The organism is Crassaminicella thermophila, from assembly GCF_008152325.1.
Taxonomy (GTDB): Bacteria; Bacillota; Clostridia; order Peptostreptococcales; family Thermotaleaceae; genus Crassaminicella_A; species Crassaminicella_A thermophila.
Window position 1 is genome coordinate 1023857 of record NZ_CP042243.1, and the last position, 19416, is coordinate 1043272.

At 28.0% G+C, this 19416-nt stretch carries 27 protein-coding genes; 15 read left to right on the top strand and 12 right to left on the bottom strand.

What is annotated here, in order from left to right; all coding sequences use genetic code 11:
• Window positions 1-20: 20 nt before the first annotated feature.
• The 3 genes from FQB35_RS04775 to FQB35_RS04785 all read right to left on the bottom strand — a co-directional run bounded on the left by FQB35_RS04775 (window position 21) and on the right by FQB35_RS04785 (window position 2144).
• The gene (locus FQB35_RS04775; protein ID WP_148808887.1) at window positions 21-398 is read right to left on the bottom strand and encodes a hypothetical protein; all 378 of its coding nucleotides are present in this window, start codon (window positions 396-398) and stop codon (window positions 21-23) included.
• 135 nt (window positions 399-533) lie between these two features.
• Window positions 534-1238 carry a DUF6391 domain-containing protein gene (locus tag FQB35_RS04780; protein WP_148808888.1) on the bottom strand — a complete coding sequence of 235 codons (705 nt, stop codon included), beginning with the start codon at window positions 1236-1238 and terminating at the stop codon, window positions 534-536.
• A gap of 375 nt (window positions 1239-1613) precedes the next feature.
• Window positions 1614-2144 carry a flavodoxin domain-containing protein gene (locus FQB35_RS04785; RefSeq protein WP_148808889.1) on the bottom strand — a complete coding sequence of 177 codons (531 nt, stop codon included), beginning with the start codon at window positions 2142-2144 and terminating at the stop codon, window positions 1614-1616.
• 189 nt (window positions 2145-2333) lie between these two features.
• Between FQB35_RS04785 and FQB35_RS04790 the strand changes: the two genes are divergently transcribed.
• The 3 genes from FQB35_RS04790 (at window position 2334) to FQB35_RS04800 (ending at window position 5898) form a co-directional block, all read left to right on the top strand.
• Window positions 2334-3359 carry a threonine aldolase family protein gene (locus tag FQB35_RS04790; RefSeq protein ID WP_207707348.1) on the top strand — a complete coding sequence of 342 codons (1026 nt, stop codon included), beginning with the start codon at window positions 2334-2336 and terminating at the stop codon, window positions 3357-3359.
• 156 nt (window positions 3360-3515) lie between these two features.
• Entirely contained in the window at window positions 3516-4880 is a 1365-nt protein-coding gene (locus FQB35_RS04795) for a D-serine ammonia-lyase (protein ID WP_148808891.1), read from the top strand.
• 199 nt (window positions 4881-5079) lie between these two features.
• The gene (locus FQB35_RS04800; protein ID WP_148808892.1) at window positions 5080-5898 is read left to right on the top strand and encodes an EFR1 family ferrodoxin; all 819 of its coding nucleotides are present in this window, start codon (window positions 5080-5082) and stop codon (window positions 5896-5898) included.
• Window positions 5899-5953: 55 nt separating this feature from the next.
• Here FQB35_RS04800 and FQB35_RS04805 read toward each other — a convergent pair whose 3' ends face one another.
• Window positions 5954-6163, bottom strand: a complete 210-nt coding sequence (locus tag FQB35_RS04805; RefSeq protein WP_148808893.1) for a DUF1657 domain-containing protein — start codon at window positions 6161-6163, stop codon at window positions 5954-5956.
• A 207-nt stretch (window positions 6164-6370) separates the two neighbouring features.
• Between FQB35_RS04805 and FQB35_RS04810 the strand changes: the two genes are divergently transcribed.
• Window positions 6371-6601 carry a DUF3892 domain-containing protein gene (locus FQB35_RS04810; RefSeq protein ID WP_148808894.1) on the top strand — a complete coding sequence of 77 codons (231 nt, stop codon included), beginning with the start codon at window positions 6371-6373 and terminating at the stop codon, window positions 6599-6601.
• 153 nt (window positions 6602-6754) lie between these two features.
• Here FQB35_RS04810 and FQB35_RS16390 read toward each other — a convergent pair whose 3' ends face one another.
• The gene (locus FQB35_RS16390; RefSeq protein WP_269902706.1) at window positions 6755-6883 is read right to left on the bottom strand and encodes a hypothetical protein; all 129 of its coding nucleotides are present in this window, start codon (window positions 6881-6883) and stop codon (window positions 6755-6757) included.
• Window positions 6884-7025: 142 nt separating this feature from the next.
• On the opposite strand from FQB35_RS16390, the gene FQB35_RS04815 reads away from it, so the two are divergent.
• Window positions 7026-7598 (top strand): hypothetical protein, encoded by a 573-nt coding sequence (locus FQB35_RS04815; protein ID WP_148808895.1) that lies wholly within the window; start codon window positions 7026-7028, stop codon window positions 7596-7598.
• Window positions 7599-7685: 87 nt separating this feature from the next.
• Here the strand turns inward: FQB35_RS04815 and FQB35_RS04820 are convergent, their stop codons facing one another.
• On the bottom strand, window positions 7686-8240 hold the full coding sequence (locus FQB35_RS04820) for a hypothetical protein (protein ID WP_148808896.1): 555 nt from the start codon (window positions 8238-8240) through the stop codon (window positions 7686-7688).
• A gap of 128 nt (window positions 8241-8368) precedes the next feature.
• Window positions 8369-8515 (bottom strand): hypothetical protein, encoded by a 147-nt coding sequence (locus FQB35_RS15780; protein WP_168198244.1) that lies wholly within the window; start codon window positions 8513-8515, stop codon window positions 8369-8371.
• Between the two features lie 296 nt (window positions 8516-8811).
• Here FQB35_RS15780 and yfcE point away from each other — a divergent pair, with 296 nt between their 5' ends.
• The 3 genes from yfcE to FQB35_RS04835 all read left to right on the top strand — a co-directional run bounded on the left by yfcE (window position 8812) and on the right by FQB35_RS04835 (window position 10684).
• On the top strand, window positions 8812-9354 hold the full coding sequence (yfcE, locus tag FQB35_RS04825) for a phosphodiesterase (RefSeq protein ID WP_148808897.1): 543 nt from the start codon (window positions 8812-8814) through the stop codon (window positions 9352-9354).
• A gap of 29 nt (window positions 9355-9383) precedes the next feature.
• Entirely contained in the window at window positions 9384-9599 is a 216-nt protein-coding gene (locus FQB35_RS04830) for a YfgJ family double zinc ribbon protein (protein WP_168198245.1), read from the top strand.
• 149 nt (window positions 9600-9748) lie between these two features.
• Window positions 9749-10684, top strand: a complete 936-nt coding sequence (locus FQB35_RS04835; RefSeq protein WP_148808899.1) for a tetratricopeptide repeat protein — start codon at window positions 9749-9751, stop codon at window positions 10682-10684.
• A gap of 20 nt (window positions 10685-10704) precedes the next feature.
• On the opposite strand, the gene FQB35_RS04840 is transcribed toward FQB35_RS04835, so the two are convergent.
• Window positions 10705-10968 (bottom strand): late competence development ComFB family protein, encoded by a 264-nt coding sequence (locus FQB35_RS04840; protein ID WP_148808900.1) that lies wholly within the window; start codon window positions 10966-10968, stop codon window positions 10705-10707.
• Window positions 10969-11162: 194 nt separating this feature from the next.
• Between FQB35_RS04840 and FQB35_RS04845 the strand changes: the two genes are divergently transcribed.
• The 3 genes from FQB35_RS04845 (at window position 11163) to FQB35_RS04855 (ending at window position 13466) form a co-directional block, all read left to right on the top strand.
• Window positions 11163-12317 (top strand): DUF362 domain-containing protein, encoded by a 1155-nt coding sequence (locus tag FQB35_RS04845; protein WP_231701858.1) that lies wholly within the window; start codon window positions 11163-11165, stop codon window positions 12315-12317.
• Between the two features lie 52 nt (window positions 12318-12369).
• The gene (gene thpR, locus FQB35_RS04850; RefSeq protein ID WP_269902714.1) at window positions 12370-12903 is read left to right on the top strand and encodes an RNA 2',3'-cyclic phosphodiesterase; all 534 of its coding nucleotides are present in this window, start codon (window positions 12370-12372) and stop codon (window positions 12901-12903) included.
• A 137-nt stretch (window positions 12904-13040) separates the two neighbouring features.
• The gene (locus FQB35_RS04855) at window positions 13041-13466 is read left to right on the top strand and encodes a thioesterase family protein (protein WP_148808903.1); all 426 of its coding nucleotides are present in this window, start codon (window positions 13041-13043) and stop codon (window positions 13464-13466) included.
• A gap of 25 nt (window positions 13467-13491) precedes the next feature.
• On the opposite strand, the gene FQB35_RS04860 is transcribed toward FQB35_RS04855, so the two are convergent.
• A complete protein-coding gene (locus FQB35_RS04860; RefSeq protein WP_148808904.1) occupies window positions 13492-13962 on the bottom strand; it encodes a hypothetical protein in 471 nt (156 codons plus the stop codon).
• The gene (locus tag FQB35_RS04865; RefSeq protein WP_148810762.1) at window positions 13950-14288 is read right to left on the bottom strand and encodes a YtrH family sporulation protein; all 339 of its coding nucleotides are present in this window, start codon (window positions 14286-14288) and stop codon (window positions 13950-13952) included. Before FQB35_RS04865 ends, FQB35_RS04860 begins: the two co-directional genes overlap by 13 nt.
• Before the next feature lie 152 nt (window positions 14289-14440).
• Between FQB35_RS04865 and FQB35_RS04870 the strand changes: the two genes are divergently transcribed.
• Together FQB35_RS04870 and FQB35_RS04875 are read left to right on the top strand one after the other, a co-directional pair.
• Window positions 14441-15124 (top strand): TIGR01906 family membrane protein, encoded by a 684-nt coding sequence (locus FQB35_RS04870; RefSeq protein WP_148808905.1) that lies wholly within the window; start codon window positions 14441-14443, stop codon window positions 15122-15124.
• 85 nt (window positions 15125-15209) lie between these two features.
• On the top strand, window positions 15210-15728 hold the full coding sequence (locus FQB35_RS04875) for a peptidylprolyl isomerase (RefSeq protein WP_148808906.1): 519 nt from the start codon (window positions 15210-15212) through the stop codon (window positions 15726-15728).
• A 33-nt stretch (window positions 15729-15761) separates the two neighbouring features.
• Here the strand turns inward: FQB35_RS04875 and FQB35_RS04880 are convergent, their stop codons facing one another.
• Window positions 15762-16145 (bottom strand): NUDIX hydrolase, encoded by a 384-nt coding sequence (locus tag FQB35_RS04880; RefSeq protein ID WP_148808907.1) that lies wholly within the window; start codon window positions 16143-16145, stop codon window positions 15762-15764.
• Window positions 16146-16181: 36 nt separating this feature from the next.
• Entirely contained in the window at window positions 16182-17114 is a 933-nt protein-coding gene (fba, locus tag FQB35_RS04885) for a class II fructose-1,6-bisphosphate aldolase (RefSeq protein ID WP_148808908.1), read from the bottom strand.
• Between the two features lie 334 nt (window positions 17115-17448).
• Between fba and pssA the strand changes: the two genes are divergently transcribed.
• Window positions 17449-17964 carry a CDP-diacylglycerol--serine O-phosphatidyltransferase gene (gene pssA, locus FQB35_RS04890; RefSeq protein WP_148808909.1) on the top strand — a complete coding sequence of 172 codons (516 nt, stop codon included), beginning with the start codon at window positions 17449-17451 and terminating at the stop codon, window positions 17962-17964.
• A gap of 84 nt (window positions 17965-18048) precedes the next feature.
• Window positions 18049-19410, top strand: coding sequence for an RsmF rRNA methyltransferase first C-terminal domain-containing protein (locus FQB35_RS04895; protein ID WP_148808910.1), 1362 nt, complete (start codon window positions 18049-18051; stop codon window positions 19408-19410).
• Window positions 19411-19416: the final 6 nt, after the last annotated feature.

The window sequence follows — 19416 nt, forward strand, 5'->3', positions numbered from 1 at the left end:
AACCACTTTTAGCAAGTGGTTTATTTAATAAGTTTTAGATGATCTTTTATATCAAATACATCTTCTTCTGTTTGATGAAGTTTGTGTTTTATAAATTTTACTTCTTTATCAATAGTTTTAATTTTAGAAAAAGCTTCCATATGTCTATCAGCATTTTGGGTATCAAGTTGAACAAGGTGATCTTTGATTTCTTTCTGGCCTTGTTCCAATTTAGTTTGACCTTGTTCTAATTTAGTTTGGCCTTGTTCTAATTTAGTTTGGCCTTGTTTTAAATGTTTGATATCAACTTCTATATTATCAAGACGCTCATTGGTTTGTAGTTGACTTTCTTTAAGGTTATTAATATCAGTTTTAATTATTTTAAGTTCATTTAGTATTTGTTGTAATATTTTTTCCATAGTATTCATCCTTTCAATAAATCTTATCTATATTGTATCATTAGAGAGTTTTTTAGTCACATGGAAATTAATAAAAAAGTTACTCTCAACTTCATAATTATTTTCTTTAGTATAATTCAACAAGCTATATAAAAATTAAAATGGAAACCAAAACAATTTATTCTTATTTGAAGTTGTTTCTATAAAATAAGTTCTATTAGGATTTATTATTATTTCAAAAGGAAAGTTGTAAGTAGATGGTTTACCATAAATATCTATTATACTTATATCTTTTATATCAGTATATGTTGTAAAAAATCTTTGGACTGTTAAACCTAAAGGCTTTGAAAGTATATTAGCAAGTATAAAAACACCTGCAATATTTAATAAGGATAAATTATTGAAAAAAAAGAGTACAATAATAAAGCCTAAAGATAAAAGGAAAGTAGATGTTGCTATTGATGTTCCACATCTTGGATGTAGTGCTAGATATGTTTCTCCTTTTTTCATTCGATAAATACCTTCTCTTGTGGCATCTAAAACTTCATAAGGGGAAGGAAGATCAGGACCTGATAACGAGAAGCCATTAGAATACGCAAGGCCTCCTATTCTTAAAGATTTACCGTATCTTTCTTCTAATACATTGACTGTTGCATGTTCTAAACTGTGATTTTTTCTTATTTGTTTATTTGAAGCTATTTTAAATATTTGCCATGGTATTGTTAATACATTTAAAAATGAATTAAAGAAAACTACATAAGGAATTAAAAATAAAAATCCTATTATAGAGAAAATAAGAAAAGGTATTATAAGATAAGGAAATAACCAAAAGAACAAAATTAATAAGAGTAGAAAAGGCATTACACATCCCCCCATTTTTCTCATAAAATAATTTCTTTTATTATATCAAAAAACTATGACATTTTAATTGTTTTTTTAAGTTATCCAATTTTTAAATCTAAAAAGTATACATGAAAAATGGTGGAATGAAAACGAAATTAAAAATAATATTGAAAAAGGTCAATTCCTAATAGGTGAAAATGATGGGTTTATCTATGCAATTGATCCAAATGGAACTGTATATTTTTGGATCAAACAATAATATTAGAAGTGGTTTATGTGGCGAATCTGCACATTTTTTATTGATGTGTAAGTTTCGCCTATTTTTCTTTAATTAGATAAACTTGTAAAATAAGGAATATTTTAATAAAGATGATTTTGCTTGTATGTTTGTTATTAATATTTAATGCTATTTACATATTCGATTAATTTTTCTATATTTTTCTTTCTAGTAAAATCTACTGGGTTAGTGTAAGCTGAAAGCATACCTTTTTCAGCAGGTGTTAGATTTGATTTTCTTTTTAAGTGAAATTTTAGTAATTGCATAATTACTTTATCAATTAAGTTTAATTTGTTGTAATCAAAGCCTCCCCGCATGTAAAATAAGCTTATATGATTTTGCTGCTGAGGATTGAAATTATTATTTTTAATTTCATTAAGAATTTCTTCTTTAAAAGGTGATGCTCCACAAGCAAAAACTACTATATTTTTATTTTTGAGCTTAGAAAAGTTTTTCGTTATAATTTTAATGCCATTTATTCCTACAGCGTACAAACCACCTCCATATATTATGGTGTCATAGTTTAATAGCTTATCAATTGATAAGTGTTTAGCTTCAAAGATATCAGCGGATAATTCTTCGGCAATCCATTCTGCATATTTTTTTACAAAGCCAGATTTTGATTTATATATAACGATAGTTTTCATTATGTTCCACCTTTCTGTAATTTTAAATGCTATATATTTTATGGAATATTTAGAAGATAATGAGTATAATTACATTTTAAAGTATATTTTTGTGTTTATCAATAAAATAACTTTTAAATATTTTAAAATTTAAAAATGTTTATGTTGTTTGCTATAATAAAATAAATAACTTTACAAGGAGAGATGAATATGAAAATGTTTGGAAGCGATAATGACTCAGGTGTACACGAAAAAATTTTGGAAGCTATTTGTAATTGTAATGTTGAACATGCTAACCCTTATGGGAATGATATCTATACTGAAAATGCTATAGCTAAATTTAAAGAAGTATTTGGCGAAAAAGCAGATGTATTCTTTGTACCTAATGGGACAGGAGCAAATGTTATAGGTCTATCTAGTATGCTAAAGCCATTTGAAGGAGTTGTATGCGTCGAAAGTGCTCATATAAATGTGGATGAATGTGGTGCATTTGAGAGATTTACTGGTTCAAAATTATTAAAAGTACCATCTAAGAATGGCAAAATTAAAATAGAAGATATAGAAAAAACTCTTTCAGCAGTTGGAAATGAACATAGGGTTCAGCCAAAAGTGATTTCTATTAGTCAGATAAGTGAGTATGGAACTGTTTATACTGTCGATGAAATAAGAGAACTTGCAGATTTTGCACATAAAAATGGGCTTTTACTTCACGTGGATGGAGCGAGAATATCTAATGCAGCAGTTGCATTAGGTGTTACATTTAAAGAGATGATTACAGATACAGGAGTTGATGTATTGTCATTTGGAGGAACCAAAAATGGTATGATGTATGGAGAAGCTATTGTATCTTTTAATGCTGAAAGCACTAAAAATTTAAAATACGCAAGAAAACAAGGTATGCAATTAATATCAAAAATGAGATACATATCTGCACAGTTCTTAGCATTTTTTGAAGATGATTTGTGGGCTAAGAATGCTAAGCAGGCAAACGACATGACAAAATTATTATATAATGCAGTTAAAGATATAGAAGGTATAAACATAGTAGCAAGTGTAGATGCCAATATAATCATGGCGACGATACCAAAGGAATGGATAGAGCCATTACAGAAAAAGACATTTTTTTATGTTTTAGATGAAAAGAGAAATTTGGTTAGATGGGTTATGTCATATGATACTTTAGAAAGTGAAGTCAATGATTTTATCGATGAAATAAAAAAAGTATCTGGAAAGTAATAAGAAGTGGTTTGTAAAAGATGTAAAAATACAGCAAAAACCCGTACTATAATTTTATTGCAGTACGGGTTTTTCTAAAACTATTGCAGGGATTAGACTTGTTATTACCATTTATTTGACATGTCTATAAATTTATAAAATGAAGGAGGGGTAAATATGGAAAATAAAATGATTTTAGGAAAAGATATAGAACAATGGAAGGAAGATTATCCACTACTTAATAAACTAATAGCAACAGAAGAAGTATTTTGGACAAATCCTAAGTATGGAAAATTTCATGAAGCTATAGAAAATATTTCTTTAAATGAAGAAGATGTAAAAGACGCGGAAGAAAGACTAGAAAGATTTGCACCATATATTGCAAAAGTATTTCCTGAAACTAAAGAAAAAAATGGTATTATAGAGTCTCCAACTGTAAAAATTCCTAATATGAAAGATTATCTAGAGAAAGTATATGATCAAAGAATATTAGGAGATTTATTGCTAAAATGTGATAGTCACCTTGCTATTTCAGGCTCTATTAAAGCAAGAGGTGGTATTTATGAAGTGTTAAAGCATGCAGAAGATTTAGCAATAGAGAGTGGCATGCTAACAAAAGAAGATGACTATTCTATTTTAGATAGTGATGAATTTAGAAAATTCTTTTCACAATATTCTATTGCAGTAGGTTCAACAGGAAATTTAGGACTTAGTATTGGGATTATGAGTGCAAAGCTTGGGTTTAAAGTATTTGTTCATATGTCAGCTGATGCAAAGCAATGGAAAAAAGATCTTTTAAGAAGCAAAGGGGTTAATGTTGTTGAATATGAATCAGACTATAGTAAAGCAGTAGAAGAAGGCAGAAAGCAATCAGATTTAGATCCGAACAGTTATTTTGTAGATGATGAAAATTCTAAAAATTTATTCTTAGGATATGCTGTTGCAGCTTCAAGATTGAAAAAACAGCTTGAAGAGTTAAATGTAGTTGTAGATGAGGATCATCCATTATTTGTATATCTTCCATGTGGTGTTGGAGGTGGTCCAGGAGGAGTTGCATTTGGACTAAAGCTTGTATATAAAGATAATGTACACTGCTTCTTTGCTGAGCCAACTCATTCTCCATGTATGCTTATTGGTTGTATGACAGAGGCACATGATCAGGTATGTGTTCAAGACTTTGGAATCGACAATGTTACAGCTGCAGATGGATTAGCAGTGGGTAGAGCTTCAGGATTTGTTGGAAAAACATTAGAAGGTTTATTGAGTGGTGTTTATACAGTAGATGATGATAAACTATATGTATTATTAAAGGCTTTAGCAGATACAGAAAAAATTTATTTAGAACCTTCTGCATTAGCAGGTGTTGCTGGAGTAGTTGATTTATTTAAAACAGATATGGGACAAAAATATTTAGAAGATAAAAATCTAAAAGATAAGATGAAAAATGCAATTCATATAGCTTGGGCTACAGGTGGTAGTATGGTACCAGAAAAAGAAATGAATAAATATTATCAAAAAGGTACTGAATTATCTGCAAAATAATATTAAATTATAGAATACTTTCAAATACAAAATCACTTTCTTCAATGAAGAGAGTGATTTTTATATTTTTAAGAAGCAATTTTAAAAACAACAGCTGAAAAAATTTAATTATTTAAAAAGTTAAAAATAGCATAATAGCCATAAGAGTAGTATACTAAATGTTAGAAGTTAAGATTATAAATATACATAGGAGGTTATTATGAATAAAAAAATAAATGCAATGTATTTTAGTGCGACAGGAACAACGAAAAAAATAGTATCAGCATTAGCAGAGAAAATATCAAAAAATATTGATGATGAAGCTATTATTAATTATATTGACTTTACATTACCAGAAGTTAGAAAAAAATCAGTTTCTTTTACAGAAGAAGATGTTGTTATTATAGGTGTTCCTGTTTATGCAGGAAGAGTTCCTAATGTGTTACTAAAATATTTGAATGCTATTACAGGTAATGGTGCATTAGCAGTTCCAATAGTTGTTTATGGAAATAGAAACTATGATGATGCTTTAATAGAATTAAAAGATATTCTTGAACTTAATGGTTTCAAAGCTATTGCAGGGGGAGCTTTTATAGGAGAACACTCATTTTCTAAAATTCTTGCAAAAGATAGACCTGATGAAAAAGATATAGCAATAGTAATTGATTTTGCAGATAAAATATATAAAAAAATAATACTGAAAGATGAAATTCAAACTGTAGAGGTAAAGGGAAATAAACCTTATAGAAAATATTATATGCCTAAAGATGAAAAAGGTAGACCTGTAGATATTAGAAAGGTTAAGCCAAAAACGAATAATAATTGCATTGACTGTAAACTTTGTGTAAATATTTGCCCTATGGGATCTATTGATGCTGAAGATGTATCTAAATTTAATGGAATTTGTATTAAATGTGGTGCTTGTATCAAAAAATGTCCTGTTCAGGCAAAGTATTATGACGATAAAGATTATTTAAGACATAAACAGGAATTGGAAATTGATTTTGTTCATCGAAGAGAACCAGAGTTATTTATATAAAAGATAGTAACTTGAAGAAAGGTAGGGAAAATTTCCTACCTTATTTTTATGCTTTCTATTGTTGTTGGTTATATTGAGGTTCTTCATTTTTTACAAAATCAACTCTACCTTGAATCTGTTGTATAGCATTTTCCATTGTTGTAGCTAGTTGATTAAACATTGTTTTAGCTTCTTGATTATCAGTATCCATAGAAAAGGTTTTTAAGTCTGCAGCTAATCCTTTGGCACTTGCTAAAGCTTGTTCAAGTTTATTTACTGTAGTCATAAAATTGTCTCCTCCATTTTTAATAATATTTTTTACAAGTATAGTATGTGTAGATGAAACAAAATAATAACATAAAATTTAGTATTTCGATAAATTGATATGTTTACTAACTTGTTCCTTATTTTTCATTTATAATCACAAATATTATTAATTATAAGCGTATATAATATGTAATATTTTAGATAATAATTTAAAAGGAGTGATTATATGCAAGATAAAACAAAAATTATTAAAGTAAAGAAAAATGCGCATGGAGAAATTACTGATGTTATGATGGAAAATGGAAATGTATACTCAATTGATGATGCAATTATGATGGCTAAAGATAATTTAATTGAAAATGTGAATGTAGGACGTAGTAAAAATGGAAGAGAATATTTAAGAAGTAATCCTAATGGAACTAAAAATGATAACCTAGATAATCTTCCAGTATTTTAAAAAAATCTAAAATTTTAAAATGACTATAATGGTTTGATATATGTAGATCAGGATTACTCCTGATCGTATAAAAGAAGGTACTATAATAGATGGCTGATAGTAGAAAGGGGTATGTATGAGAATTGGGGGATGCCCCAATTCTTTTTAGCATTATTAACAACCACAGCTACCATAGAAGTATGGGTAGCAGAATAATACTACTAATAACAAGAAGAAGAATAACAAGCTGCTATCGCATCCGCCAAAGATACCGCCAATACCACCACATTGTTTATCAGCCATTAAAATCCCTCCTTTTCATAGTTATATATTTTGATTTTTTATTTTTGCCTAATATAAAGTATGCAGCTTGGAGGACATGTGTTACATAATTTTTATGACAAAATCTATTTTGTGTATTGTAGTGAGAGGAAGGGTATAATTTATGACTAAAAGAGATATTTCAAAATTCTTGATTATTTTCTTTTCAATAATAATGTTGTTAATAATGATTGGATTTATAAAGAAAAAGGAATATAGCTGTATTTATAATTTGATTGCAATATATCTTGGTTATTTACTTTTTACATATTTTGAATATAAAAAGAAATTTCATGTGAGAAATTCTATAAAAGGATTAGTTATTATTACAGCAATATTACATAATTTATTTGGGGAGTATTTTAAACTTTATACAACCACAAAATGGTTTGACAAAGGTTTACATTTATTTGGGACTTTTTCAGTTTCACTTTTTTGTTATTCTATTATAAATTCAAGTATAGCGTTTTTTCCTAGATCTAAAGTTTTTATATTTATTCTAATAGTATCTACAGGGATTACTATAGGTACTTTGTTTGAACATTTAGAATTTATTACAGACAGTATATTAAAATCTAAAACTCAAACTAATTTAGTAGATACTGATTTAGATTTGATATTTAATACACTCGGAGCAACGATAGCAGGCGTACTAGGAATGTTTAGAATAATATTTTTTGATAATCAACGGAATTGATAATAGAGTCTAGAAGAAAAAGCCTGTTTTTTGTACAGGCTTAGAATATATTTAAAAATGTAGAGATGAAGTGTTATTTTATGGATACTATAATTTTCTATGAATAGAGATGATTTTTTCAGATGGCCCTTCTTTTATTTTTATTTGTTCAGTAATTTGTAAATAAAAGTTTATTCGTTCTTCTAATTGCATATTCATAATTGTAGTAAAAATTTCTTTATAATAGTCATTTAGTGATTGAAGTTTTTGCATTAGTTCACTCAATGATTTGTAAGTATTAAAAATATGATTATGAATTTTTTTTAATTCTTCTAATTGATATGGATTTAAATTATATCTATTTTCAAATATAAAGTTTTGAAATTCAGCAGCTTTTAGGCCTAGATATGGTAATAAAGATTGTAATATTACTTGAATGTATAATATTTCAAAAACATTTAAATCTACGACATAGGATTCTTTTTTGTTTCTTATTTTCTGTTTTATTTTTTTCTGCAATGAAAAATCAATTAGTTTTATATCTTCTGGAATATTTATGGAATCATCACTTGATTTTTGAATAAATTTATCATTATAGAAAGAATTATATAAAGCGATTAAATGATTTCTGTTAATTTTTATTTTTGAAGAAATTGGTTGCATAGGTACTCCTTTCTTATTTTAATAAATTTCTATAAGAATATTATGACCACTATGCAATATAAATAATATTTTTAGTAGAAAATAATTAAGGGTAGGAAAAAGTTCCTACCCATTTTTGCATTAATGTATTAATATTCTAAAAAATATTCATAGCTAATATCATTATCCGTATTTGTAAAGTTGTCGTAAATACCAATGATTAATTCTTCATCGAATACATTATCCTTTTGAAATTTAAATAAATCTTTGATTGCCTTTGGCCAAAAACTATGCACTTTTAAAACCCCCTTAGTAAAATAACAAATTTTGTAAAATGTTTATTGTATAGAATAAGCGTACTATATACTATATGGCAATAAATTTGTTGTTATGCATAAATGTTAAAAGAATTACTGTTTTTATTGTAAAAATAAACTTAGCAAATAGACGAAAAGGTATCCACTAAAAAAGTGGATGATTATTTTGTTATATTGAAAATATTTAAAAATAACGATAATATTTTATATATATCCTAAAAATAAATTAGGGAAAAAGTTTTGTAGTAGTAAAAACTTAAGAAAGAGGGGAAATTATGAAATTATTTTTTGTATCAGATATTCATGGTTCACTTTATTATTTTAAAAAAGCTTTAGAAGCTTATGAAAGTGAAAAAGCAGATCATATGGTAATTTTAGGAGATGCTTTATATCATGGTCCTAGAAATCCATTGCCAAAAGAGTATAGTCCAAAGGAAGTAGCAGAATTATTAAATACATATAAAGATAATATTATAGCTGTTCGAGGAAATTGTGATAGTGAAGTAGATCAAATGATTATTGATTATCCAATGATGGGTGATTATGCGATTATACTTTATAATAACAGAAAGCTATTTTTAACCCATGGGCATGTTTATAATAAGGATCATTTACCAAACTTAAGAGAAAATGATGTTTTAATTCATGGACATACGCACATCCCCGTAGCGGAAAAAATGGATAAGATATATTTACTGAATCCAGGATCTATTGCCTTACCAAAAGAAAATAATCCTAATTCATATGCAGTTTTAGAAAAAGATTTATTTGAAATTAAGGATTTAAGTGGGAATGTTATTAAATCAATTCATTTATAGGGAATATGTTTTTTAAAGGAGTGGAGAAAATGGAATGTCCTTTATGTGGAGAGAGCATGAATGGTCGAGGATCGAAGTATTATTGTGATAAATGTGATCTTTATTATCGTGTAAAATTTATATGTGAGAAATGTGGAAATGAGCCAGAAGAGATATCTTCATGTGGTGCAGTGAATTATTTTTGTGATACTTGTAAGGAACTAAAATCTAGAAAACAAATGAAAAAAGAGTTTATAAAAGAGTAAAAATATAAAATTAGATGAAGAATTGATATGGTAGGACTAGGTTCCTACCATATTTCAGGGAAATGGTAATTCAGGAAGGACTGCACAGCAATTTATCAATCATTTATTAGGAACAGTTAAAAATATTTAGATAGAAAGGTAATAAAGCAATGAACAAGAATCTATATATGATAAGTAATTATAGAAATATTGCTAAAAAGTTTCATGAGGAAAAACAATTATTAAAAGCACTCAAATTTTATAATAAAGCCTATCGTTGTGAAGGAGGAGGTAAAGATATTGATTTATTATTAGATATTGCTTTACTTCATGATGAATTAGGCAATTTTTTACTAGCACAAGAAAAGTATCTTGAAATTTTAGATATAAATCCTAATGAAGCTAGAGCATATTATGGTTTAGCTATCCTATGTGATAATCAGAAATTGTATGAAAAAGCTATAGAGTATTATCACAAGGCTATAGATATTGATCCTGAGTATGATCGGGCATATTTTTTCTTAGCAGATGCGTATGATCAAATTGGGAAAAAAGAGAAAGCAATTATATACTACAAAAAAGCAATTGAAATTCAGCCTGATGATTTTTGGGCTTATACAAACTTAGGTTCTATTTATGAAGAGCTAGATCAAAATGAATCTGCTTTTGAAATGATGAAAAAAAGTCTTGAAATTGAACCAAATCATTATTTGGCTTTATTTAATATGGGTGTTATTTTAAAAAAATTAGGATATAAGGATAAGGCTATAGATTATTATAAAAAATCTATTGAGGAAAATCCAAAGTATTCATATAGTTTTTTGAACTTAGCGATCCTTTATAAAGAAGAAAAATTATACAAAAAAGCTATTGATATAATTAGTAAAGGGATTCATTATAATCCCCAAAAAGCTGTTTTGTATTACAATAGAGCTTGTTTTTATGTTAATGAAAATCTTTTAGAAAAAGCTTTAAGAGATCTTATTCAAGCTACAAAATTATATCCTAAGTTAGTTGAATATATGAAAAAGGATGAAGAACTAAATCCAGTAAAGGAATTAAAAGCTTATAAGATTATGTTTGAGGATAAGAAAAAGCATGAATAAACTACCTAAGCTTAGGTGGTTTATTCATGCCTTATATTATTTTGAACTATTCTAATAGATTCAACTATTTTTTGAATTACATTTATTTGAAATTGTCTACTTAATTCATTTATTTTTGCATATGCCTTTCCTTGATCAGTAACAACATACATGGGTTTTAATTGATTTAAAGTTAAGGCTTTTATATCTTCAATGCATTTATCACAGACACATATACCTGTATGTTTTTCTAAAACAGATGGTAATAAATGATCAACAATATCTTCCATATAATTTTTAGGCATTTTTATCACACCTTTCAAGTTATAGATAATTATGTATTATGATAGGCCAATAATAATTTTACCATAATAATACATATAAGTAAAAATTATTTGTATTTTGAATTATCGTTAGAGGATATATATAAGAATAAGCGAATAAATAGACAGGCAGATTTTATAATATTATATAAATATATAGGGAGGCTTTGATTTTATTGAAAAAAGAAATTGTATCATTAATTGAATGTAGAGAATATGATTATGAGCTTGTTAAAAATGCAGTAGTAAATTCCTTTGAAAATTTAGGTGGTATTAGTAAGTTTATTAATAAAGGAGATAAAATTTTATTAAAGCTAAATCTTTTAATGAAGAAAAAACCAGAAGATGCTACAACAACACATCCTATATTTGCAAAGGCATTAGCAGAGGTTTTGGTAAAATATGGAGCAGAAGTGATTATTGCAGATAGTCCTGGTGGTCCATTTAATACTTCTATTTTAAAAGGAGTTTATAAAGCTTGTGGTATTGAAGAAATAGCAAATGAAGTAGGAGCTAAATTAAATTACAATACTAATATAGTAAGTATAAAGAATGAAGATGGATTGATTTTAAAAAAGATTACAGCTATTGAAGTGATTAAAGAAGTAGATAAGGTTATATCTGTATCAAAATTAAAAACTCATGGAATGATGATGTTTACTGGAGCTGTTAAAAATATGTTTGGTGTTGTTGCAGGTTTAGAAAAAGCAGAATATCATGTACGTATGCCTAACAATGTTGATTTTTCAAATGCTTTAGTAGACATATGTATAGCTTCTAAGCCTATTTTATCATTTATGGATGGGATAGTAGGTATGGAAGGTGCTGGACCTAGTGCAGGGGACCCAAGAAATGTAGGGGTAGTAATTGCATCTACAAGTCCTTACCATTTAGATGTGGTAGCAACTACTATTATTGGGTTAGAACCTACTAAAGTACCAACTGTTCAAAGATGCGTGGAACGAGGATTATGCAGGGGAAATTTTGAGGATATAGAATTAAAAGGTTACAATATTGAAAATTTTATACTAAATGATTTTGTTGTTCCTGAAATTAGAAGTTTAGACTTATTAGAAGGTAAACTACCAAAGTTTTTGAGAGATATTATAAATGGACTTTTGCAGCCAAAACCAGTATTTATACATGACAAATGTGTAGGATGTAGTGATTGTGCAAAAAATTGTCCACCTCATGTAATAGAAATGGTGAATAATAAGCCTATAGTAAATTTAGATGGTTGTATAAGGTGTTTTTGTTGTCAGGAATTATGTCCAGTTCAAGCAGTTGATATTCACCGACCGTTGCTTATGAAATTATTAGCTAAATTGTAAATTTGTTTGGAAGCTTCTTTTATAAAAGGAGGGGATTCTTATAAGGGTTTTTATTGCAATTGAATTTGAAGAACAAATTAAGAAGTATTTGTGGGATATACAGCAAGTACTTAAAGAAAATAGTATAAAAGGAAACTTTACAAACAAAGATAATTTTCATCTTACTTTAAAATTTATTGGGAATGTTCAAATAAATGCATTAGAAACTTTGAAAAAGTCAATAGATAAAGTTACGAAAAATGGTAAATCTTTTGCGCTTTTATTTGAAAAAATCGGAAGATTTCAAAGGGAACAAAAATCAATTGTTTGGGTTGGACTTAAGAAAAATAAGATTTTAGAAGCATTACATGATCAGTTAGAAAATATTTTAGTCAAGGAAGGGTATCCAAAAGAACAAAGAAAATTTAGACCGCATATTACATTAGGAAGAGAAGTTCTTTTTCAAAGTGATTTTGAAAAACTACAAAAGATTATAGAAATAAAATCACAAGAAATATGGGTGAATAAAATTTCGCTTATGGAGAGTACAAGAATAAATGGAAAACTTGAGTACATCCCCATCTATATAAAGTATTTTGAAAGATAATAGAAGTGTATATAGAAAGTTAATTAGGTGTATAGTTAAGCAGATTATATATTCAATAATTTTAAATTATTGAATATATATGAAATAATAGGGTATATATAAAATATATTATTTTTTATAAGGAAAGGTGGGATAAGATGTTAAACACGCCTAAAATTCAAGTGAATAGCAGTTTAACGATTCAAAGAAAGGTTACAGAGGAAGATACAGCACTAAATTATGGGAGCGGTAAATTAGAAAAGTTGTTTGCAACTCCAAAATTAGTAGCCTTAATGATTGAAGTTTCAGTTAAATTGATAGATGATAAGCTTCCTGAAGGATTTATTACAGTAGGAAAAATGGCAGAAGTTGTACATGAAAAACCCACAATTTTAGGTCAAACTGTAAGCATAAAAGTTGAAGTTAAGCGTTTTGATGGAAATAAAATACTATTAGATATGGTAGCATTTGATGAAGTAGGTATTATTGGTAGAGGTACACATGAAAGAATCATTGTAAATAAGAAAGCACTACTAGAAAGAGCAAATAAAAGGGCTGAAAAACTAGCAAATAAAGATTTTTAAAAATACCGGATGAATTCCGGTATTTTTAGTGATTTATTTTTTCGACTTTTATCCAAATTTTTAAAATCTCAGTTAATGCTAATTTATATACTTTTAGCTTATATTCTTTACCATCTATTTTCATAATTCTATTGTCTATTATATCACCAACGAGATCCATGTCAATTTGTTTTACTTCTTTTCCTAATAATTTATTGTATTTTTGCTTTATATGTTTCTCAAGTGTTAATTGATCAATCTGGTCTTCTTCAGTTAACAAAAAAATTTGAATTTCTTTTAATATAAATCTTTTTTTATTAATAGATTCTTCTAGAATTTTTAATCGAGTGTTTTTATCTTCTATAATAGTTTCTAGGTATTTAATTTGTTGAAGGTATGTATCTATTCTATAACTAATAAATGTATTGAGGGTGATTGTTCCAAATAATAATCCAATTATAAAACCTGTAAATAAAAACAATAAATATTTTCTTTTTAGTGTTTTTACTTTATCCATATGGCTCCACACCTTTGGATTAATTTGACAAAACTATAACCTAAGTTTGCACCGATTAAGGCTGTAACAATATAAAAAATCTGCTTTACTACAGATTTTAGTTCTCCTTTTATTAAACCCTGTTCTATAATCCGAAATGATGAAAACGTACCACCTAAAGCAACTGCAACGGCCCATATTTTGATAGAAGATGCTACATGAAACATTGTTCTTACTGGAGGGTGGTTGTTAATTAAAGCAGCTATTCCAGCAAATACGCTAGCACCAATAATGACACCAAAGGCAATAAAAAAATTATATATAAGATTACTGACAAACACGAAAATCACCTTTTTATTAAAATAATATTAAGTCTTTATAATTTTTATGCCTATACTTTTGATATTATAGATTATGGTATAACTTTAATATAGAGATGAAAAAATTGGGCTATAATTATATAAAGAAGGGAAATTTAGAATAGAATGGAGAATGTAGGTTGTTAAGAAATAATTATATTCATAGTATATTCCAAGTTATAATTATTGTTTATTTACCAATAGTTATATTATTATCAATACTTCAAGTGTATGCCTTAAATGAAAATTTTTATACCAAAGAATTTAAAAAAAATCATGTATCTGAAAATACAAAAATAGAACTAGAGGATTTGAATAGGATCACAACTGAATTAATTGATTATTTAAAAGACCGAAGAAATGATTTAAACATTTTTGCAGAAATAAAAGGAAAAAAATCAACTGTATTTGGAGAACGTGAAAAGAAACATATGAAAGACGTAAAAAAATTATTTCAAAGAGGATTTATACTAAGAAATGTAGGAATCGTACTTTTAATAGGTGCATTATTAGGATTGAGTAAAATATCAGAAAATGCAAATAAAGCCATTTATCAAAGTTTATTAGGGAGTAGTATATTATCTTTAGGAATTATGATTTTTATTTTTGTATTAATTCAAGAGGATTTTTATAAATATTTTACATATTTTCATAAGATTTTTTTTGAGAATGATTTGTGGATGCTAAACCCAAAAACAGATATATTAATTCAAATGCTTCCTTTAGATTTTTTTTATGATATTGCTACAAGGGTGATTGGTAGCTTTGTTGGAATTATGTTTAGCATAGGGGGTATATCTTTTTATAAACTAAGAAAGTCTTAAAGTATTTAATTTTACTCTTGCATAGCTTTCTAAAATGTAGTAAAAAGTAATAGAGGTAAAATAAAATTGAAAGGAAGATGAAAAAATGAAAAATCCTATTGTAACTATTGAAATGGAAAATGGAAATAAAATCAAGATAGAATTGTATCCTGAGGTAGCACCAAATACAGTAAAGAATTTTGTGTCACTTGTAAAAAAAGGCTTTTATGATGGATTGATTTTTCATAGAGTAATATCTGGTTTTATGATACAAGGAGGATGTCCAAAAGGGATAGGAATAGGAGGACCGGGATATACAATTAAAGGTGAATTTAGTATGAATGGATTCAAAAATGATTTAAAGCATGAAAGAGGAGTTATATCAATGGCAAGAGCAGCTCAGCCAGATTCTGCAGGCTCACAATTTTTCATTATGCATGAGACGTCTCCTCATCTAGATGGGCAGTATGCAGCTTTTGGAAAAGTCATAGAAGGTATGGAAGAAGTAGATCGTATTGCAGCAACAAGGACAAATTTTCAAGACAAGCCATTAGAAGATGAAAAGATGAAAAAAGTAACAGTTGAGCTGTTTGGAGAAGAATACCCAGAACCAGAAAAATTATAGGTAAAAAAGCTGGTAATGTATTTTGCCAGCTTTTTAAAAACTATTTTTAACTATTTTAATTGCCTCTTTAAATATTTCTTTTTCAGGAGAAATAGGATCAGGAAGTTGTTCAATAGAAAACCATTTTACTTCTTGACTTTCATAGCTGCATTTTATATCTCCAGAAATATATTTACAAGCGTATACATAGATATGTGAATTGCTATATGCATCTTTATATGTAAAATCATGAATTTTTTTTAAAACTTCACATATTATACCTGTTTCTTCAAATACTTCACGGCATACTGTTTCTTCTTGTGTTTCACCTAGATCTAGGAATCCTCCTGGAGGAGCCCAAAGAATAGGATGCCATTTTCTTTTTACTAAAAGGGTCTTGTTATTATTTATAACGATTCCCAGTGCAGCTGTTTTCATTTATAAACACCTCTTGTAGATAACTGTCATAATTATTTATTTTAATTTATTGCTTGAACCTAGAACATTCTTTATTTTGTGCTGTACCATTCCTTTAATAGCTTCTCTTGCAGGACCTAAGTATTTTCTAGGATCAAATACTGAAGGATTTTCTACTAGGAATTTTCTAACAGCTGCTGTCATTGCCAATCTTAAGTCTGTATCGATATTTACTTTACAAACTCCTAATTTGGCAGCTTGACGAATCATATCTTCAGGAACACCTTGAGCTCCAGGGATTTCTCCACCATACTCATTGCAAGCTTTTACAAACTCTGGAAGAACTGTAGATGCTCCATGTAAAACCAATGGTGTATTTGGTAATAGATTTGTGATTTTTTCTAGCCTTTCAAAATCTAGTCTAGGTTCTCCTTTGAATTTATATGCACCATGACTAGTTCCAATCGCAATAGCAAGGGAATCAACACCTGTTCTTTCAACGAATTCTACTGCTTGATCAGGATCAGTAAAGGTTGCTTCTTTTTCGCTGACATTGACAGCATCTTCAATACCAGCAAGTCTTCCTAATTCTGCTTCAACGACAACACCTTTAGAATGTGCATATTCTACAACTTTTTTGGTAAGTGCAATGTTTTCTTCAAAAGGATACTTTGATCCATCTATCATAACAGAAGTGAATCCATCATCTATACATGCTTTGCATATTTCAAAATCTTCTCCGTGATCAAGATGTAGTACAATATCTAGTCCACTATCTTCAACGGCAGCTTCAACAAGTTTTTTTAGATAAACAGGGCTTGCATATTTTCTTGCACCTGCAGAAACTTGAAGGATAAGAGGAGACTGTTCTTCTTTAGCTGCTTCTACAATTCCTTGGATAATTTCCATATTATTTACATTGAATGCACCAATGGCATATTTGCCTTTTTTTGCATCCTTAAACATTTGAGTAGATGTAATAAGTGGCATAATAAAACCTCCTATATATAAAATTATAATTATAGAACCAATAAAATATAACATAAAAAGAATATGTGTTTTGCTATATATACTGATACATACAAATTATTCTACCTAATTGTAATTATATAACATTAAGTTAAAAAATACCACAAAAAATACTTTGAAGAATTAAAAATTTCCTGTACAATAGAGATATAACAATATACAATATAATAGATATAATATGCTTTAAAATATAATAATATAGTATAATAAGAAAAATTATAAAAAATACATTTTAATTTAAAATAATTTTTCAAATTTTAAAGTTTGAAAATTATAAATGATGGGAGGATGAGAAGTGAAATATAAAAGTCAAATACCAAATTTATTTACACTTTTAAATTTATCATTAGGTATATTAGCGATTATTTTAATATTTTATGAGCAGTATGGTGTTTCATCAATTTTGATTATTCTTGCAGGGATGTTGGATAGGATGGATGGAAAACTTGCAAGAAAATTTGATGTAGTAAGTGATTTTGGAAAAGAGTTGGATTCATTGTGTGACCTTATTTCTTTTGGTGTAGCACCAGCTATTTTAATGTGGAATTTAAATTTAATGGAAACAGGTGATATAGGAATTGTTGTAACACTAATATTTGTGCTTTGTGGAACTATAAGACTTGCAAGATATAATATTATGGAATTTGATGGTGTGTATATGGGAATTCCTATAACACTTTGTGGCGGACTTGTGGCATTAATGTCATTATACTCTACAAAGTTTGTAGCAAACTTAAACTTTATATTAGTAACCATGCTATTTTTATCTTATGCAATGGTGAGTAAAAAAATTAAGTTAAGAAAAAGATAACATTAGCCCACCTGTAACGGTGGGTATAGTTTTGCCCAAACTTTGGTAATGATAAGGGATATGAAAAGAAAGAGGAGAATAGATATGTATTTACCAGAAAAATTTTTAGATAAAATGAGGGAATTATTAAAGGATGAATTTGAATTATTTTTAAAATCCTATGATAATATTAAGTTTCAAGGACTGAGAGTCAATACTTTGAAGATTTCAGTAGAAGATTTTAAAAAAATTTCACCTTTTAAACTAAGACCGATACCATGGTGTAAAGATGGTTTTTATTTTGAAGAAGGAGAAAGACCTGCAAAGCATCCTTATTATCATGCAGGTTTGTATTATATACAGGAACCAAGTGCTATGACTCCTGCAGAAGTATTAAATCCTCAGCCAGGAAATAGAGTATTGGATTTATGTGCAGCTCCTGGTGGAAAATCTACACAAATTGCTGCAGCTTTAGATGGGCAAGGGGTGTTAGTAACAAATGATATTAATATGAATCGAGTAAAAGCCCTTATTAAAAATATAGAGTTGTTTGGAATAAAAAATGCAATTGTTACAAATGAAAAACCAGAAAAGATTAAGAAATATTTTGAAAATTATTTTGATAAAATATTAGTGGATGCTCCTTGTTCAGGAGAAGGCATGTTTCGAAAGGATCCTTCTATGGTAAAAAGTTGGGAGAAACATGATGCAACCTACTATATGCCAATACAAAAGGCTATTATGGACAATGTAGATTATATGTTAAGAGCAGGAGGGAATGTTCTTTATTCAACGTGCACTTTTTCTCCAGAGGAAAACGAAGAAATAATAAAGGAATTTATAAAAGATAATTCTCAATTTTATATAGTTGATATACCTAAAAACAATGGTTTTTCAAAAGGAAGACCAGAATGGGTTAATGGAGAAAAGGAATTAGAAGGGTGTATAAGGCTTTGGCCTCATAAATTAGAAGGAGAAGGTCATTTTTTAAGTCTTATGAAAAAAGAGGTAAAAGAGAATGAAAAAAGCTTTCATTTTGAAGGAAAATCAAATGTAAAACCTTCAAAGGAATTTTATGATTTTGTTAAAGAAAATTTAAACACTTCAATAAAAGGTGAATTTGAAGTACATAATAACAATCTTTATCTAGTTCCTGAAGGGTTACCAATGTTAAAAGGATTGAAGGTTTTAAGATCAGGTTGGTTCCTAGGTACATTTAAAAAGAATAGATTTGAGCCGAGTCATGCTATGGCAATGGGATTAAATTATAAAGATGTAAAGAGAGTTATAAATTTTAATGTAGGGGATAAGGAAGTAGTAAAATATTTAAAAGGAGAGACGTTAAATATTGGTGGTGAAAAAGGATGGACCCTTGTTTGTGTAGATGGTTTTTCTTTAGGATGGGCAAAACAAACAGGAAATATGCTCAAAAATTTATATCCACCTGCTTGGAGATGGTTAGACTAGGAGGAA

Bases quoted from the DNA above. Each gene is read 5' to 3' on its own strand.
- FQB35_RS04775 (WP_148808887.1), bottom strand. From the start codon at position 398: ATGGAAAAAATATTACAACAAATACTAAATGAACTTAAAATAATTAAA.
- FQB35_RS04780 (WP_148808888.1), bottom strand. From the start codon at position 1,238: ATGCCTTTTCTACTCTTATTAATTTTGTTCTTTTGGTTATTTCCTTAT.
- FQB35_RS04785 (WP_148808889.1), bottom strand. From the start codon at position 2,144: ATGAAAACTATCGTTATATATAAATCAAAATCTGGCTTTGTAAAAAAA.
- FQB35_RS04790 (WP_207707348.1), top strand. From the start codon at position 2,334: ATGAAAATGTTTGGAAGCGATAATGACTCAGGTGTACACGAAAAAATT.
- FQB35_RS04795 (WP_148808891.1), top strand. From the start codon at position 3,516: ATGGAAAATAAAATGATTTTAGGAAAAGATATAGAACAATGGAAGGAA.
- FQB35_RS04800 (WP_148808892.1), top strand. From the start codon at position 5,080: ATGAATAAAAAAATAAATGCAATGTATTTTAGTGCGACAGGAACAACG.
- FQB35_RS04805 (WP_148808893.1), bottom strand. From the start codon at position 6,163: ATGACTACAGTAAATAAACTTGAACAAGCTTTAGCAAGTGCCAAAGGA.
- FQB35_RS04810 (WP_148808894.1), top strand. From the start codon at position 6,371: ATGCAAGATAAAACAAAAATTATTAAAGTAAAGAAAAATGCGCATGGA.
- FQB35_RS16390 (WP_269902706.1), bottom strand. From the start codon at position 6,883: ATGGCTGATAAACAATGTGGTGGTATTGGCGGTATCTTTGGCGGATGC.
- FQB35_RS04815 (WP_148808895.1), top strand. From the start codon at position 7,026: ATGACTAAAAGAGATATTTCAAAATTCTTGATTATTTTCTTTTCAATA.
- FQB35_RS04820 (WP_148808896.1), bottom strand. From the start codon at position 8,240: ATGCAACCAATTTCTTCAAAAATAAAAATTAACAGAAATCATTTAATC.
- yfcE (WP_148808897.1), top strand. From the start codon at position 8,812: ATGAAATTATTTTTTGTATCAGATATTCATGGTTCACTTTATTATTTT.
- FQB35_RS04830 (WP_168198245.1), top strand. From the start codon at position 9,384: ATGGAATGTCCTTTATGTGGAGAGAGCATGAATGGTCGAGGATCGAAG.
- FQB35_RS04835 (WP_148808899.1), top strand. From the start codon at position 9,749: ATGAACAAGAATCTATATATGATAAGTAATTATAGAAATATTGCTAAA.
- FQB35_RS04840 (WP_148808900.1), bottom strand. From the start codon at position 10,968: ATGCCTAAAAATTATATGGAAGATATTGTTGATCATTTATTACCATCT.
- FQB35_RS04855 (WP_148808903.1), top strand. From the start codon at position 13,041: ATGTTAAACACGCCTAAAATTCAAGTGAATAGCAGTTTAACGATTCAA.
- FQB35_RS04860 (WP_148808904.1), bottom strand. From the start codon at position 13,962: ATGGATAAAGTAAAAACACTAAAAAGAAAATATTTATTGTTTTTATTT.
- FQB35_RS04875 (WP_148808906.1), top strand. From the start codon at position 15,210: ATGAAAAATCCTATTGTAACTATTGAAATGGAAAATGGAAATAAAATC.
- FQB35_RS04880 (WP_148808907.1), bottom strand. From the start codon at position 16,145: ATGAAAACAGCTGCACTGGGAATCGTTATAAATAATAACAAGACCCTT.
- fba (WP_148808908.1), bottom strand. From the start codon at position 17,114: ATGCCACTTATTACATCTACTCAAATGTTTAAGGATGCAAAAAAAGGC.
- FQB35_RS04895 (WP_148808910.1), top strand. From the start codon at position 18,049: ATGTATTTACCAGAAAAATTTTTAGATAAAATGAGGGAATTATTAAAG.